General features: G+C 65.6%; 12 protein-coding genes. 11 read left to right on the top strand and 1 reads right to left on the bottom strand.

Features of this window, described 5'->3' with window-relative positions; all coding sequences use genetic code 11:
* The first annotated feature begins 223 nt into the window (after positions 1–223).
* On the top strand, positions 224–682 hold the full coding sequence (locus tag OEX18_11450) for an alkaline phosphatase D family protein (GenBank protein MDH4337876.1): 459 nt from the start codon (positions 224–226) through the stop codon (positions 680–682).
* Positions 683–701: 19 nt separating this feature from the next.
* On the opposite strand, the gene OEX18_11455 is transcribed toward OEX18_11450, so the two are convergent.
* Complete coding sequence (locus OEX18_11455) at positions 702–2015, bottom strand: carboxypeptidase regulatory-like domain-containing protein (protein ID MDH4337877.1); 1314 nt, start codon at positions 2013–2015, stop codon at positions 702–704.
* Between the two features lie 98 nt (positions 2016–2113).
* Here OEX18_11455 and OEX18_11460 point away from each other — a divergent pair, with 98 nt between their 5' ends.
* The 10 genes from OEX18_11460 (at position 2114) to queG (ending at position 15774) form a co-directional block, all read left to right on the top strand.
* Positions 2114–3064, top strand: a complete 951-nt coding sequence (locus OEX18_11460; GenBank protein ID MDH4337878.1) for an AraC family transcriptional regulator — start codon at positions 2114–2116, stop codon at positions 3062–3064.
* 128 nt (positions 3065–3192) lie between these two features.
* Positions 3193–4875 (top strand): M28 family metallopeptidase, encoded by a 1683-nt coding sequence (locus tag OEX18_11465; GenBank protein MDH4337879.1) that lies wholly within the window; start codon positions 3193–3195, stop codon positions 4873–4875.
* 145 nt (positions 4876–5020) lie between these two features.
* Positions 5021–6046 carry a hypothetical protein gene (locus OEX18_11470; GenBank protein MDH4337880.1) on the top strand — a complete coding sequence of 342 codons (1026 nt, stop codon included), beginning with the start codon at positions 5021–5023 and terminating at the stop codon, positions 6044–6046.
* Between the two features lie 9 nt (positions 6047–6055).
* A complete protein-coding gene (locus OEX18_11475; protein ID MDH4337881.1) occupies positions 6056–7741 on the top strand; it encodes a carbon starvation protein A in 1686 nt (561 codons plus the stop codon).
* Positions 7742–7933: 192 nt separating this feature from the next.
* Entirely contained in the window at positions 7934–8998 is a 1065-nt protein-coding gene (locus tag OEX18_11480) for a fatty acid desaturase (GenBank protein MDH4337882.1), read from the top strand.
* A gap of 139 nt (positions 8999–9137) precedes the next feature.
* Complete coding sequence (locus OEX18_11485) at positions 9138–10154, top strand: hypothetical protein (protein ID MDH4337883.1); 1017 nt, start codon at positions 9138–9140, stop codon at positions 10152–10154.
* 55 nt (positions 10155–10209) lie between these two features.
* The gene (locus tag OEX18_11490) at positions 10210–10461 is read left to right on the top strand and encodes a hypothetical protein (GenBank protein ID MDH4337884.1); all 252 of its coding nucleotides are present in this window, start codon (positions 10210–10212) and stop codon (positions 10459–10461) included.
* Between the two features lie 21 nt (positions 10462–10482).
* Complete coding sequence (locus tag OEX18_11495) at positions 10483–12219, top strand: carbamoyltransferase (protein ID MDH4337885.1); 1737 nt, start codon at positions 10483–10485, stop codon at positions 12217–12219.
* Positions 12220–12273: 54 nt separating this feature from the next.
* The gene (locus OEX18_11500; protein MDH4337886.1) at positions 12274–14817 is read left to right on the top strand and encodes an AAA family ATPase; all 2544 of its coding nucleotides are present in this window, start codon (positions 12274–12276) and stop codon (positions 14815–14817) included.
* On the top strand, positions 14818–15774 hold the full coding sequence (queG, locus tag OEX18_11505) for a tRNA epoxyqueuosine(34) reductase QueG (protein ID MDH4337887.1): 957 nt from the start codon (positions 14818–14820) through the stop codon (positions 15772–15774).
* Positions 15775–15783: the final 9 nt, after the last annotated feature.

The raw sequence follows: 15783 nt of genomic DNA on the forward strand, positions 1-15783 counted from the left end.
AGGGCAGGCTTTGTGATCTTCGGGCTCTCAACAAGACGTATGCCGGGCTCTCGGCCATCGCGGTCATAGTGTTGGCGGGCTTCCTTCTCTACTGGCCGGAAGGTGGATATGGATAGTTGCCCTTCGATACTCCAAATCACAACGACCACGATGACCGCGCGCTGCTGGCTGGCAGAGCATCGTCAAGGCGGGGCCGTTCGAACGGCCGGGCCAGAGCATCAAGGTGGCTGCGAACCAGGCGTGGTTCGAATTCATTCCCGCACGCGTCGCCGCGCCGGGCGGGTCGCTGGAGCGCTTTGATCCTCCCGCGGTACACGACGTTCCCATCGAGGACTTCGACGACGACGGGCTGGGGGTGGAGCCCAACAACCTGACCGCGATCAACAGCCTCAAGGCATATCGCGCGCTGCGCTACGGGCGGTACCTGGACCTGATCATCACCGACCAGCACAGCTATCGGAGCGCGGATCCCTTCGGCGATCCGTCGCTCGCACAGCTCGGCGGCGACGAGTTTCTCGGCATGTTTCCGGAGCGGGAGATGCAGGTACTCGACGGCGGGCGCGCCTTCGACGGCGGCGATCCTCCCGCGGAGATCCGCTTCAACGACGCGCACGTGCCCAACCCGCAACGCAGCGCACCGCCGCAGACGATCCTTGGGGGCGACGTCGGCCTGTCGATGTGACGGTCCGGGCCGCCTGGCCTCACTCTGCGACCGTGAACATCTCCGCCACCTCGGACTCGGCGATGGTTTCGTCGAAGGGGTCGGCGTCGCGGTAGGCGCGGATGTACCAGCGCACGCGCGCGCCCGGCGCGAAATCCTCTTCGAACTGGAACTCGGGCTCCGTCACCGTGCGCGACAGATCCAGGAAGTGCCCCGTGCCGGCCTGCACCTGGTAACTGTCCGCCCCGGGCACCGGCTCCCAGCGCAGGATCGGACGCCGGTCGACACCCGTGGACCCGTTGGCGGGGGACAGCGGCACCACGGCCGGAACCACGCGGAGGTCGCCCACGTCCACCAACTCATCGCCCGCAACCTCGAAGATCGGGTCGTCGGCGACGCTTCCCACATAGCCGTCGTCCGGCAGGAACCCCGCGTCGATGTAGTACGTGCCCGGCGGGAGGTCGTTGAACTCGAACACGCCCTTCGCGTCCGTACGCAGCGAGGCTCCGAGCACCGGGACCCGCTGCGGTTTGTCGTCCCCCTTGGCGGGACCGTTCCGCGGTGGGTACGGGATGGTGGTGTAGTCGAGCGCCACCGGCAGACCGTCGACGGCGCGGCCGTTCACATCCACCACCCGTCCGTGGATCGCCGAATTGCCGTCCGCCGGCTGCAACGCGACATCGAACACCAGCACGCTGTCCGGATCGGCCGGTAGCGGCACGTCCAGCATGTAGATCGGCGCGTAGCCCTCCTTCGATATGCCGAGCTGGGCGGTGCCAGGGCTGTTGAACACCTCCATGGGTACCACGCTGTACTGACCCGCGGCGTCCGTCATGTCCTCCACATCAATCGAAATGCCGACAAAGCTGTGCCAGGTCGCAAACGCGAAGCCCGACACGTAGGCGCCCTCGAGCGGCCTGCCGTTCCGGGCATCGGTGACGGTTCCGGCGATGCGTGGCGGGTTCATGCCCCACAGCTCCGACCGCATCATCTCGATGTCGCGCTTGATGCGCTGGCCGCGGCGTACCGACACGCGCACGTCGTCGGTGTCGAACACCAGCGCGCTGTCGCTGAACACGAACAGGTACCAGTCGCCGGCGGGGGGATTGCCGAGCGAGTAGTGGCCGTTGTTGTCGGTGGTCACCGGACCGTTCACCACCCGGTAGGGAAGTGGCTCCACCAGGGCGACCCGCGCGCCGATGACGGGCGCGCCGCTGTACGCCATGGTGATGTGCCCGCTCACCGACGTATGCACGTAGGTGTTGGACCCGCCGGTGCCGGTGGGTTCGTCGTCGCAGGCGGTGATCATAAGCACGAGGGCAAGGACCGGGGCCAGGCGCAGCAAGCGAGCCATGAGGGTCTCCTTTCGCGGCGGCGTCCTCATGATAGGACATCCGCGCGGATGCTGCCAGTGCCCGCAACCCGCGCCCGCCGCGCCCCGTAGTTCCCCCCATGCCCGTCAACGCCCTGCCCGAAGTTGCCCGCGGCCGCCTCGCCCTGGATGGCTGCGTGGCCGTGGAGACGGTCCACGAGAGCGCCATCGTGCAGGTGGTGCTGTGGCGCTGCCTGTGCGAGGGCGACGCGCTGCGCGCCGAGCGCTGTCACAGCCACCACGTGCTGGCGGTGAGCCTGGACGGCGCCTGCCAGATTCACGACGGCGGCCGCCGCGTCATCATGGATCCGGCCAACGCCATCCTGCACCGCCCCGGCAGCGCGTACCGGACCACCCATCCCTACGGGTGCAACGACTCGGGCCTCAGCATCGCCTTTGCCGAAGATGTGGCGTCGGAGGTGGTCCGGTCGACACGCCCCCGGGCCGACACCCCCGCCGTCACCGTGGCCATGCGCCCCATGCGCCTGGCGCTGGGGCAGATGGTGCTGGCGCTGCGCCAGCGCGACGGGCGCGCGGTGGACCCGGTGGCCATGGACGAGATTGCGCTGGAGATGCTGGGCGCCGCGGTGGGCTCGGTACCGGCCGCATCCCGCGCCGCACGCGGGCGCACCCGCGACGACCACAGGGACATCGCCGACGCCGCCCGCGAGTATCTGAACGCGCACTTCCGCGAGGCGGTACGCCTGGACCACGTGGCGCGCGCGGTGGGCGCGTCGCCGTTTCACCTCGCGCGCGTGTTCCGCCACCACACCGGGCTTGCACTGCGCGGCTACCTGCACCGCCTCCGCCTGGGCGCGGCCATGCACGCGCTGGCCGGCAGCGACGCCTCCATCACGCGGATCGCGCTCGACACCGGCTTCTCGAGCCATGCCCACCTCACCGCTCTCTTCGCCCGCGAGATGGGCGTCCCGCCCAGCCACGTGCGCGGCCTGCTGGGCACCCGCCGCCGCACGGAACTGCTTCATTCCCCGTTATTTACGCCCCGTGGCGGCGCGCAGCGGCGTCACTAAGCGCCCCCCCCAAACGAGCAGGTTTCTGAAAGCCGCCGCGGTGGCGGTCCTTCTATTGTAGGGGAGTCAGTTCGGAAAACGCGCGTGCGTGTCCCGCGTTCCAACAACGTCAATAGGAGAGAAGTTCGATGAAACTCCTTTCAATCGTACAACTCGTCGGGACTGTGGCACTCCTGGGCGGTTCGGCGCTGGAGGCGCATGCCTCACGGAACGCGGGGCGCGACCGCGCCCTTGCAACCATCACCGAAGCGGACATGGGGCGGCACGTTTCCATTCTGGCCTCGGACGAATTCACCGGCCGTCTGCCTGGCACGCCGGGCGAGAAGAAGACCCTCGACTACATCACCGCGCGCTACCGCGAGGCCGGCGTGGGCGAGCCGAAGGGCGGGTACCTGCAGGAGGTGCCGCTGGCGCGCAAGACCGTGAAGGAGTCCTCGAAGATCACCATCAAGGGCAAGCGCGCCAGGGTCGAACTGGAACTGGGCGGGAACATGACCATACGGACCGGCGGCACCACCGACCGGGTCGTCATCAAGGACAGCGATCTCGTGTTCGTCGGTTACGGAATCGTCGCCGACGAGCTCGGGTGGAACGACTACGACGGAGTCGATGTGACGGGAAAAACCGTTGTAATCCTGATGAACGACCCGGCCGGCATTGCCGACAGTCTCTATTTCAAAGGACGCGCGCTCTCCCACTGGGGAACCGGCACGGCCAAGGCCGAAACGGCCGCGCGCCACGGCGCCGCCGGCGTGCTCTACATTCACGACCAGGACGTCATCGGCTATCCCTTCGATGCCATCGCTACCAACGCCATGCGCCCGCGCTACGAACTGGACAAGGCACCGGACGGTGAACCCACGCCGGCCTTCTGGGTCACGGTGTCCAGGCCCGCGGCGAAGGAGATCTTCGAGTCCGCCGGCGCGGACCTGGATGCACTCGCGGCCAGTGCGGCGTCGCGCGACTTTCACGCGGTTCCGTTGTCCGCGCGGGTGAACGGCAGGATCGACGTGTCCATCGAACGCTCGGTGTCGTACAACGCCGTCGGTTACGTGAAGGGAAGCGAACGGCCCGATGAGTACGTCGTGTACACCGCCCACTGGGACCACGTGGGGATTGGTGCGCCGGTGGACGGTGACACGATTTACAACGGCGCCGTCGACAACGCCACGGGGACGGCCGCGCTGCTCGAACTGGCGCAGGCCTTTGCGGCGCTCCCGGAGCCGCCGCGCCGCTCGGTCGTCTTCGTGGCGACCACCGCCGAGGAGCAGGGGCTGCTGGGCGCCTACCACTACGCCGACCACCCGGTGTTTCCACTGGAGAAGACCGTGGGTGTCATCAACATGGACGCGCTGTTCCCGTTCGGGGACTGGAACGGCATGACGGTGGTGGGTCTGGGGAGTTCGGAACTGGAAGACTACCTGCGCGCCGCGGCCGCGGAGCAGGGCCGCGGATTGCAGGCCGACCCCACGCCGGAGTACGGCGCCTTCTTCCGCTCCGACCACTATCCCTTCGCCAAGAAGGGCGTGCCCGCCATTTTCGCGGTGGGGGGTCCGCTGGACGAACCCGCACCGTCCGAAGACGTCATGAAGCGCTTCGAGGACTACATTACCAACAGCTACCACCGTCCCAGCGACGAGTACGGAGACGACTGGGACCTGCGCGGCATCGCCGGCGATGCGCGCGTGTACTTTCTCACCGGCTACGCCATCGCGGACGACGACCGCATCCCCAACTGGTACTTCACCAGCGAATTCCGCGCGCTGCGCGACCGCCAGCTCCAGCCACCCTCGGTGATGGGCGGGAACTGACGCCCTCATGACGCGGCCGCCCCGGTCCCCGGGCGGCCCACCACTCATTTCCTGCTTTCAGACCCGTGCCCCCGGTCGTACACTGCCGCAAGGCGGCGACGACGTCTTGCGGCCGCGCAGGGTGCGGAAATCGAGAGGAGCGGACATGAACGTGTTGCTGGTACGGGTGGCGCTGGTGCTCGCCTGCATCGCGTGCCTCAGTGGTTGTTCGAAGTTCAAGAGCTCGACGCGCATGGACATGGGGCCGTTTGCGGAGAACACCACAACGTTGCTGGTGGAGGCGCAGAAGATCCTCCAGCCACTGCCATGGTACTACCTGAGAGAGTACCAGCGGGCTGCCAACACCGAAGAAATCAACGATGACGTGGAGGTCATTCGCGACATCTTCCGCGGTGTTGGCATGTACTCGATCCAGGTCGTTTCGCTCAATGCGTCGCGAATGCCGGATGAGAAGCGGGCGGGAAAGCTTGCGGACTATCTCGCGGAGGTACTCCAGCCCATGCTGGATGCCGGCGCCGAGGAGAAGTACGGACTATCACGATCCATGGTGGACTCCACGCTCGCCGGCATCCGGGGCAGCACCACGTTCATGCAGGCAATTGGCGAGGCGGACCCAATGATCTATTCGATCGTCCAGTTCGGCATCGCACGCCTCGATGCGGTTCGGGATGCCATTGAGCCTTCTTTCGTGCTTATCGCGGTGGACATCGAAGCCCGCTACGCCGGGACACGCGCCGAGATCGAACGCCTCGACGCCAGTGAGGCAGCCGACGTGGAGACGTACCTGGCGTTGCAGGATTACCGGGTGGGGAAGGGAACCCGGGAAGCCGTGGTGGCGTTGGATCCGTTGCTGGCCGGGCCTCTCGCGGCCAGGGACGACGTGATCGCGTACGAGAAGGCGCAGAGCATACTCCGCCGACGCCTGGCCGCAACCGACTCCACCCGTGCCCAGCTCGCGCCCAAGGTTCAGGACTACCGCAATCGTTCCGAGGAGGTGGGGGAATTGAGCATGGAGCTCGATCGCCGGGTGCGCGCCGGGCGGATGATGCTCGTGTACTGGCTGCGCGCACACCGCAATCTCGCGCAGGGCATCCAGGTGCCGCCCGCGATCAACGTCGGGCAGATGGTGGGTTCGTCGGCCAAGAAGGCAGTTGGCGCCGTCGTTCCCTGAGGTCAACGCATGCCGCTTGCGCTCCTCGCGATTGCGTTCATGACCCTGCTCGTCGTGGCCTACCGCCTCTACGGCGGGTGGGTGGCGAAGCAGTTCCAGCTGGATGACAGCACCGAAACTCCGGCGCACGCCCAGGCGGACGGGGTGGATTTTGTTCCCACGCGGCCGTTCTACCTCTTTGCGCAGCACTTCTCCGCCATCGCCGCGGCCGGCCCCATCGCCGGCCCCATTCTCGCCTGCCAGTCCTTCGGGTGGTTGCCGTGCCTGTTGTGGATCAGCCTGGGCGTCGTCCTGATCGGCGCCGTCCACGACTTCTCCACCCTCACCGCCAGCGTGCGCCACGGCGCGCGTTCCATCGCCGAGATCGCGCGCGAACACCTGGGCACGCGCTCGGGCCGCGCGCTGATGATCTTCATCTGGATCGCGCTCATCTACGTGATCGTGGCGTTCGCGGACATCACCGCCGCGACCTTTGTGGTGGGCAGCGAGGAACTCCAGCAGGGGAACGTGACCTTCAACCCCGGCGGTGCGGTGGCTTTTGCGAGCGTCATGTACCTCGCGCTCTCGGTGCTGCTGGGAGTCGTGCAGCGCTTTCTCAAGCCACCGTTGTGGCTGGCCACGGTGATCTTCGTGCCGGCGACCTTCGCGGTGGCTTGGCTGGGCACGCACTTCTCCAATGTACTCGTCCTCGACCACAAGGCCTGGGCGCTCATCATCATCGGCTACTGCGCGGTGGCGTCGGTGGTGCCGGTGTGGGCGCTGTTGCAGCCGCGCGGCTATCTGGGCGGGTTCGTGCTCTACAGCGCGCTGGCGGTGGGCGTGTTCGGGCTGCTGTTTGGCGGCTACGAGGTGCAGCAGCCCGCGTTCAAGGGATGGAACGTGGGGGGCATGACCGGTGCCATGTTCCCGTTCCTGTTTGTGACCATTGCGTGTGGCGCGTGCTCGGGTTTCCACGGACTGGTGTGTTCCGGCACCACGTGCAAGCAGATCGACCGCGAGTCGCACATGCATCCCATCGGATACGGTGCCATGCTCGCCGAAGGGTTCGTGGCGCTGATCGCGCTGGTGACCATCATGATCGCGGCGCCGGGCGCGGTGCAGGGACTGGCACCGGGCACGATCTACGGCAACGGCATCGGCCAGTTTCTCACGCTCATCATCGGCCAGGACAAGATGGCGTTCGCGGTGACCTTCGGCGCGATGGCGTTTTCCACCTTCGTCTTCGACACGCTGGACGTGTCCATGCGGCTGGGGCGCTACCTGCTGCAGGAGCTGTTTGGCTGGCAGCACCGCGCCGGGGCAATCGGGGCCACGCTGGCGACCGTGGCAATTCCTACCTACTTTCTGGCCTTTGGAGAAAGCGGTTCCTGGCTCAAATTCTGGACCATTTTCGGGACCTCCAACCAGTTGCTGGCGGCACTTTCCTTGCTGGTGATCACGGTATGGTTGAAGCAGGCCCGCAAGCGTATCGCGTTCACATTGCTGCCGATGCTGTTCGTGCTCACCATCACGCTGTGGTCGATTACGAAGCTGTTTATTGCCAATTTGAGGATCATGCGGGGCTTCGATATCGCGTTTATGAACGCATTTGCGGCCGTGGTCCTGGTGCTGCTGGCGCTGTTTCTGGTGGTCTCGGCCCTGCTGAAACTCCGGGTAGAGCGGGGGGGCGGGGCGCTGGCGGGGCAGGTGGAATGACCCAAAGCCATCCGGAACGGCCCCCGGTGCCGACTATTGCTTTGACAGGCTCTCGAACATCGGACTATATTGAAAGGGAAGCTGGCGGGCACGCATGCGCCAGTGGCTAAGGATCCGTCGATACAAATGAAGGGACCTTGCTGGGTGCAGGGGCCCTTATTTTTTTGCCGCATTGAAGGGACGAACATATAGATGAACGCATTCGCAAATACCGCCGCCACCACCGCCTCCATCTCGGCGGAGTGGAAGCGCGCCGTCGCTCCCTACCGGCAGCCCCACCTGGGGCGCAGCATCTGGCAGATCGCGAACACGGTGGGTCCGTACATCGGGCTCTGGTTCCTCATGGTCTATGCGCTGGAGATATCGTACTGGATCACGCTGGCGCTCGCCCTCCCCGCGTCCGGATTCCTCATGCGCTCCTTCATCATCTCGCACGACTGCGGCCACGGCGCCTTTTTCAAGTCGCGCAGGGCCAACACCATCGTGGGAACGATCACCGCGTTGTTCGCCTTCACGCCCTACGAGCAGTGGCGTCACGAGCACGCCGTCCACCACGCGTCGGGCGGCGACCTCGACCACCGCGGCATCGGTGACATCTGGACCATGACGGTGGAGGAGTACATGAACGCGCCGCGTCTGCAGCGCTTCCGTTACCGGATCCACCGCAGCCCATGGGTGCTCTTCACCTTCGGCGCGTTCATCCAGTTCATGATCCTGCAGCGCTTTCCCCGCCGGCCCATGAGTGCCCGGGAGAAGAACAGCATCTGGTTTACCGATCTGTTGATCGCCGGGGTCACCGTGGGACTGTGTCTGTTGATCGGCTGGAAGGCTTTTCTGATGATCCAGATCCCGGTGATGATCCTGGCGTCGTCCATCGGCGTATGGCTGTTCTACGTGCAGCACCAGTTCGAGGGTGTGCACTGGTCGCGCCACGAGTCGTGGGATTTCGCGCGCGGTGCCGTGGAGGGAAGCTCGTTCTACAAGCTGCCGCCGGTTCTGCAGTGGATCAGCGGAAACATCGGGTTCCACCACATCCATCACCTGAGCCCGCGCATCCCCAACTACTACCTCGAGAAGTGCTACAAGGAGAACCCCATCTTCCAGGAAGTGAGCACGATCACGCTGCGCCAGAGTTTCAAGTCGGCCACCTTCCGCCTGTGGGACGAGGAACTGCAGAAGCTGGTGGGTTACGCCGGGGTCGACGCCTACCGCAAGCGCCACGGCCTCGCGCCGGGTGCCGCACCCCTGGCCACTTGAGCGAACACTCCGGCACGCGAGGCGCGCGCGCTTCCCGGCGGTTGCTCCTTCGCCCATCTGATGCCTTGACCGCCACCGGCCCGGCCCGTACCTTCGATCGGTCGGCGGGACCGCAAGCACCCGCCACCGGAAGGAAACCATGCGCTACCGTTCATTTGTTGCCGTGCGTCTTGTCGTGGTGGCCTTTCTTGCCGTGGCCGCGTCGGTCGTATTGGCCGCCACGCCGCGCTTCAATGAGCAGGTCGTGGTGCGCCAGGGCTTCGGATCGGCGCCCGAGCAGTTCGGGCGAGCCGGCATCGAGACCAGCAAGAAGTCCACCCGGCTGGTGATGTGTTTCGCGGCCGGTCCCGACGTGATTGCGGTGCACGACCGCGTCAAGCGCGACGTCAAACTCTTCACCGCCACCGGCGTGTTCCAGCGGGCCATCCCGCTGGTGGTGACGGGCGGCGCAAAGGCCGACACGGTGCGCGCGCGCGACATCGCGGTGGACTCCACCACGCTCTACGTGCTGGTCGACGACCTTCCCGACGGCTCCAAGGCCATCCCCGCCGCCATGCGCCTGGCCACCTTCGGTCTCGAATCCGGCAAGCCGGAAGCGGTACGCTCCCTGGACACTTCCTCGCTGATTCCCGCAGGAGGGGCGAAGTCCGCGCGCGGCGCCGACGCCTTCATCCTGCATCACGACGGCGGACACCTGTGGCTGGTGGATTCGATCCGTCAGATGGGTTTCGAAATCGTGTTCACCAGTGACACCGTGGCGGAGCTGGGAAAGCACCCGGTCTTCGGGTGGGGTGGCGGCGCCAACCGTGTCCGCACCGACGACAACGTCTCCTCCATCAACCTGTTGGATGATAGCGGGCAACTGCGGCGCCGGCTGGCCGAGTCCGGCGTCATGGTGACGGCCTCGCCCTCCGGGGGTGTGTTCGCCGTGCTGCAGTATGTCCCCATCGACGGCAAGATGGACTGGGGCATCACCATCTTCGACGCCGCCGGCGACCGCCTGGGCATGGCCCCGCGGCCCAACCGCTCGTGGCGCCCCTTCAAGGCCCCGGTGATGGAGCGCAAGTACGAGCTGGTGGAGACCGCCGCCGGGCCGGAACTCTACGAGCTCTACGCCAACGCCGACGGGGTGCGCGTCGTGCGCTGGGCGCGCTGAGCCCCGGGGCTGCGCGGTTGACGCCACCCCTGCTCCTAGGTTATTCTCTTTCACTATGTTAGACGCTATCAAGCTGCCGTTTGTGCTGTTGTGGCGCGGGTGGAAGAAGTTCGCCCACGTCCTCGGTATCATCAACACGCGTATCCTGCTTACCGTGTCGTACTTTGTCATCATCGCCCTCGCCTGGGTGGGGACGACGCTCGCGCGCGCCGATCTCATCGACCGGCGCATGACACCAAAACCATCGTTCTATCACCCGCGCGAACCGATGCAGCCGAGCCTCGAGTCGGCCCGGCGATCGTTCTAGCCGCCTTCCCGGAGCCCACGGATGTACGTACTCGGAATCTCGTGCTATTACCACGACTCGGCCGCATGCCTGCTCAAGGACGGCGAGATCATCGCCGCGGCGCAGGAAGAGCGCTTCACGCGCGTGCGCCACGACCAGGAATTTCCCACCCAGGCCATCAAGTACTGCCTCAAGCAGGCCGGTATCACCATCGACAGGGTCGACTACGTCGGCTTCTATGACAAGCCGCTCATCAAGTTCGAACGCATTTTGACAACGTACGTCGCCACCTGGCCGCGCTCGTATCCCTCGTTCATCAAGAGCACGCCGCTGTGGCTGCGCAAGAAACTGTGGATCCCGCACCTCATCAAGAAGGAGCTGGGCTACGAGGGCGAGGTGCTCATGTGCGAGCACCACATCTCGCACGCTGCCAGCGCGTTCCTGGTGTCGCCGTACCGGGAATCCGCCATCGTCACCGTGGACGGCGTGGGCGAGTGGGCCACCGCCACCATTTGCAAGGGCGAGGGCAGCGACATCCAGATCCTCAAGGAGACCCGCTTCCCGCACTCGCTGGGGCTCCTGTACAGCGCCTACACCTACTACCTGGGCTTCAAGGTCAACAGCGCCGAGTACAAGGTGATGGGGCTGGCGCCGTACGGCGAGCCGAAGTACATGGACCAGGTTCTCGAGACGATCACGTACAACGAGGACGGATCGTTCAAGATGAACATGGACTACTTCGCGTACGACTACGGCCTGGAGATGACCAACCGGAAGTTCGAGAAGCTGTTCGGCAGGCCCAAACGAGAGCCGGAATCCAAGCTGGAACAGTTCCACAAGGACGTGGCCATGAGCGTGCAGCGGGTGACCGAAGAGATCGTGCTGCGCATGGTACGCCACGCGCACGAAATCACCGGGTCCAACAACCTGTGCATGGCCGGCGGCGTGGCGCTCAACTGCGTGGCCAACGGCCGCGTCATCAAGGAGACGCCCTACAAGGATGTGTTCGTGCAGCCGGCCGCGGGCGACGCGGGTGGCGCGGTGGGCGTGGCGACGCACATCTACCACTCGGTGCTGGGCAACGAGCGCACGTGGCAGTGGCGGCACGCCTATCTGGGCCCGGAGTACAGCAGCGACGAGATCCGCGGTTTTCTGGACAAGCAGGGCGTCGTCTATAAGGAGTTCGACGAGGACGGCATGCTGGATGCCACCGTCGCGGCCATGGTGGACCAGAAGACCATCGGCTGGTTCCAGGGGCGCATGGAGTTCGGTCCGCGCGCGCTGGGCGCGCGCTCCATCATCGCCGACGCGCGCAACCCCGAGAACAAGAGCGTGGTGAACCTCAAGATCAAGTTCCGCGAGTCGTTCCGGCCCTTCGCGCCCTCGGTGCTGGAGGAGAAGTGCAGCGAGTGGTTCGACCTGGACGTGCCCAGCCCGTACATGCTGCTGGTGGCCGACGTGCGCGAAGGCAGGCGCACCATTCCCTCGGTGACGCACGTGGACAACTCGGCGCGCATCCAGACGGTGGACCCGCACACCAACCCGCGCTACTACAAGCTCATCAAGCGTTTCGATGAGAAGACCGGCTGCCCGGTCATCATCAATACGTCATTCAACGTGCGCGGCGAACCCATCGTGTGCACCCCCAACGAAGCCTACCTGTGCTTCATGCGCACCAACATGGACGTACTGGTGATGGACCGCTTCGTCATGTACAAGCCGGACCAGAAGCCGCTCGAAGAGGACGTCGACTGGCGCACGCTGTTCGCGCTGGATTAGGGCCGGGGCGTCACGCTTGCCCGGCTGTCGGCGCTGTGCTACGCTCCGCCCGGCATGAAAAGCGCCAGCGAGTCTAGGCTATCCCGCTTCCGAGTCAAGCCATCGCAGCTCCGCTACCGGTGTGATGCGAAGAAGCTTGGCTTCCTTACCACCGACGAGATTCAATACCGGCCCAATATCATCGGCCAGGAGCGCGCGCTCGACGCCATGCGCCTCGGGCTTACCATTCGCAGCGCGGGATACAACGTCTTCATCTCCGGTCTCACAGGCACCGGCAAGCTCACCGCCATCCGCTACATGCTCGACGGCATGGACCTGCGCAGCGAGATCCTGACCGACATCTGCTACGTTCACAATTTTTCCAACGAGGCGGAACCCACCTGTCTGCTGCTGCCCGCCGGCCAGGGGTGCAGGCTGCGCAAGCAGGTCCACAACCTGCGCGACACCGTCTCCGGATTCATTCCGGCGGCGCTGCGCAGCGAACAGTTCAAGCGCAAGCAGGCGGAGATCGCCGACAGCATCCGCGGGCAGCGCGACGAGATGCTCCGCTCCCTGGAGAAGGAGGTGAGCGAGCACGGCTTCTCCATGGTGCAGGTGGAGCACGACGGGTTCGCGCGCCCGGAGCTGGCACCGGTGATCGGCGGGGAGGTGGTCCCCATGGACCGGCTGGCGGGCCTGCTGGCGACGGGCAAGATCGGCAAGGGTGACTATGACAAGCTGCACAAGGCCTACCCCGAACTGTCGCGCAAGCTGGACGATTTCCTGCTCGCCGCCCGCGAACTGGAGCACGACCTCGACCACCGCACCGCGGACCTCGAGCGCGCCTTCATCGAACCGCTCATCGACCAGGCGCTGGACGAGATCAACAAGTCCTTCAAATCGGAGAAGGTCGCCCGCTTCGTGGCCGACCTGCGCGAGTACACACTGAGCAATCTGCCCATCTTCGTGGCCGTCAAGCCGGAGCGCGAGCGGCGCCGCGACATGCTCCCCTTCGAGGTCAACGTGCTGGTGGACAACACCGGGGTCAGGGAAGCGCCGGTGGTGATCGAGTCGTCGCCCACCTATGTGAACATTTTCGGAACCATCGAGCGCCATTTTGGCGCCGACGGCGAACAGACCACCGACCACACACTCATCCGCGGCGGGTCGCTGCTCAAGGCCAACAGCGGCTTTCTGATCCTGAACCTCATCGACATATTCGAGGAGCCGCTGGTGTGGGTGGCGCTCAAGCGCGTCCTCAAGAGCGAGCGGCTCACCATCCGGGGATTCGATTCGCTGCTGCTGATGCCCATCGCCGCCATCAAGCCCGAGGAGATTCCGCTGGACGTCAAGGTGGTGCTCATCGGCGACGCGTGGAGTTACCAGATCCTCTATGAGTATGACGAGGACTTCCGCTCCATCTTCAAGGTCAAGGCGGATTTCGACAACGAGATGCCCAACAACCTCGCCAACCAGAAGAAGTACGCCCAGTTCATCAAGGTATTGTCGCGTCTGGAGAAGCTCCCCGCCTTCCACCGCGACGCGGTGGGTGCCGTCATCGAGAACGGCGTCCGGCTGGCGGGCAGGCGCAACCGCCTGTCCACGCGCTTCAGCGATGTGGGCGACGTGGTACGCGAGGCGGTGCACTGGGCGGCCCAGGCGGGATCCAAAGTGGTACGCGCCGAGCACGTGCAACGCGCCGTCAAGGAGCGTATCAATCGCGTGAGCCTGGTGGAGGACCGGCTGCAGGAGCTGTACAACGACGGCCGCATTCTGATGGACACCTCGGGGGCCAAGGTGGGCCAGGTGAACGGGCTGGCGGTATACGACTACGGCGACCACTCCTTCGGGCGGCCCAGCCGCATCACCGCCGAGACGGGGGTGGGACGTCTGGGCGTGATCAACATCGAACGCGAGGCGGAGATGAGCGGCCGCATCCACAACAAGGGCATGCTCATTCTGGAGGGCTACCTGCGGCGGATGTACGCCCAGGACAAGCCCATCACCGTCACGGCGAGCCTCTGCTTCGAGCAGGGCTACTCCAGTGTCGACGGGGACAGCGCGTCCAGTACCGAGATGTACGCGTTGCTCTCCAGCGTGGCCGGAATACCGTTGCGCCAGGACATCGCGGTCACCGGCTCCATGAACCAGAAGGGCGAGGTGCAGCCCATCGGCGGCGTGAACGAGAAGATCGAAGGCTTCTTCGAGGTGTGCAAGCACCGCGGACTCACCGGCAAGCAGGGTGTGATGATTCCCGCGCTCAACGTGCCGGAGTTGATGCTGCGCGAAGACGTCGCCGAGGCGATTACCAAGGGAAAGTTCAACATCTACGCCGTCAGCACGCTCGACGAGGGCATCGAGGTGCTCACGGGCATGCCGGCGGGCCGGCGCCGCCCGCGCGGCCGCTTTGCGCGCGGCACCGTCCACCACATGGTGGATGAGGCGTTGCGGCACTTCCACGAGCAGCTGCGCAGTTCGGAAGACGGGCACGGTGAGGCGGGCGACAAGCACGAACGCATGAGCGCCTCCGACGAACGGCCACGCCCGCCGCGTCCCACCCGCAGCCGCAAACCCGCGCGCCGGCGCAAGTCCGCGCGCCAACCCCGTCGCGCCCGGTAGATGGTGCACCCCGCGCGCGAGCAGGTTGTCAAAGAGATCGCCCGCGACGTCGGCTTTTCCCTCGTCGGTATCGCGCCCCTCGACCCGCTTCCCGAGTCCAACGACACGTTCGCCGCGTGGCTCGACGCCGGCATGCACGGCGACATGGGCTACCTGGCCCGCCATAAACCTCTGCGCGAGGATGCCACCGCGTTGCTGCCCGGCGCGCGCAGCGCGGTGTGTGTGGGGCTCAACTACTACCACGATATCGAGGCGCAACAGCGCGGCATGGACGGCGGCGACGGCCGCGGGCGCTTTTCCATCTACGTGCACGGCCAGGACTACCACGCGGTGATGGACGGCATGCTGGAGGAGTTCGAACAACAACTGCGCGAGGCTTTCCCCGGCGTGGAGACGCTGGCGTGCTGCGACACCAAGCCGGTTTCCGACCGTGCGCTCGCGATGCGCGCCGGCATCGCCTGGCTGGGAAAGAACAGCAATGTCATCTCGCCGGAGTACGGTTCGTGGATATTCCTGGGCGAGGTGCTCACCACGCTGGATCTGCAGCCCGACCAACCGCTGGAGACGCTGTGCGGCAAGTGCACGCGCTGCATCGACGCGTGTCCAACCGGTGCGCTCGACACGCCCTTCGTGCTGGATGCGCGCCGCTGCATCTCCTACCTGACCATCGAGAAGCGCGGCGAGATCGATGCGGAGCTGGCGTCGAAGATGGGCCTCGACGTGTACGGCTGCGACACCTGCCAGAGTGTGTGTCCGTTCAACAAGGTGGCGAGCGAGTCGCTGGTGTTCAGCCGCGCGGCGCGCAGCCCGTTGATCGACCGCACGCTGGAAGATCTGGTCAATATTTCCGACGATGAATTCCGCGAGGCCACGAAGAACAGCGCCATCCGCCGCTGCAAGCCGGAAGGGATGCGCCGCAACGCGGGCATCGTGCGCGAGAACCTGCGCGGCGATTGAGAATGGCGA

It is taken from the genome of Candidatus Krumholzibacteriia bacterium (assembly GCA_029865265.1).
Taxonomy (GTDB): domain Bacteria; phylum Krumholzibacteriota; class Krumholzibacteriia; order WVZY01; family JAKEHA01; genus JAKEHA01.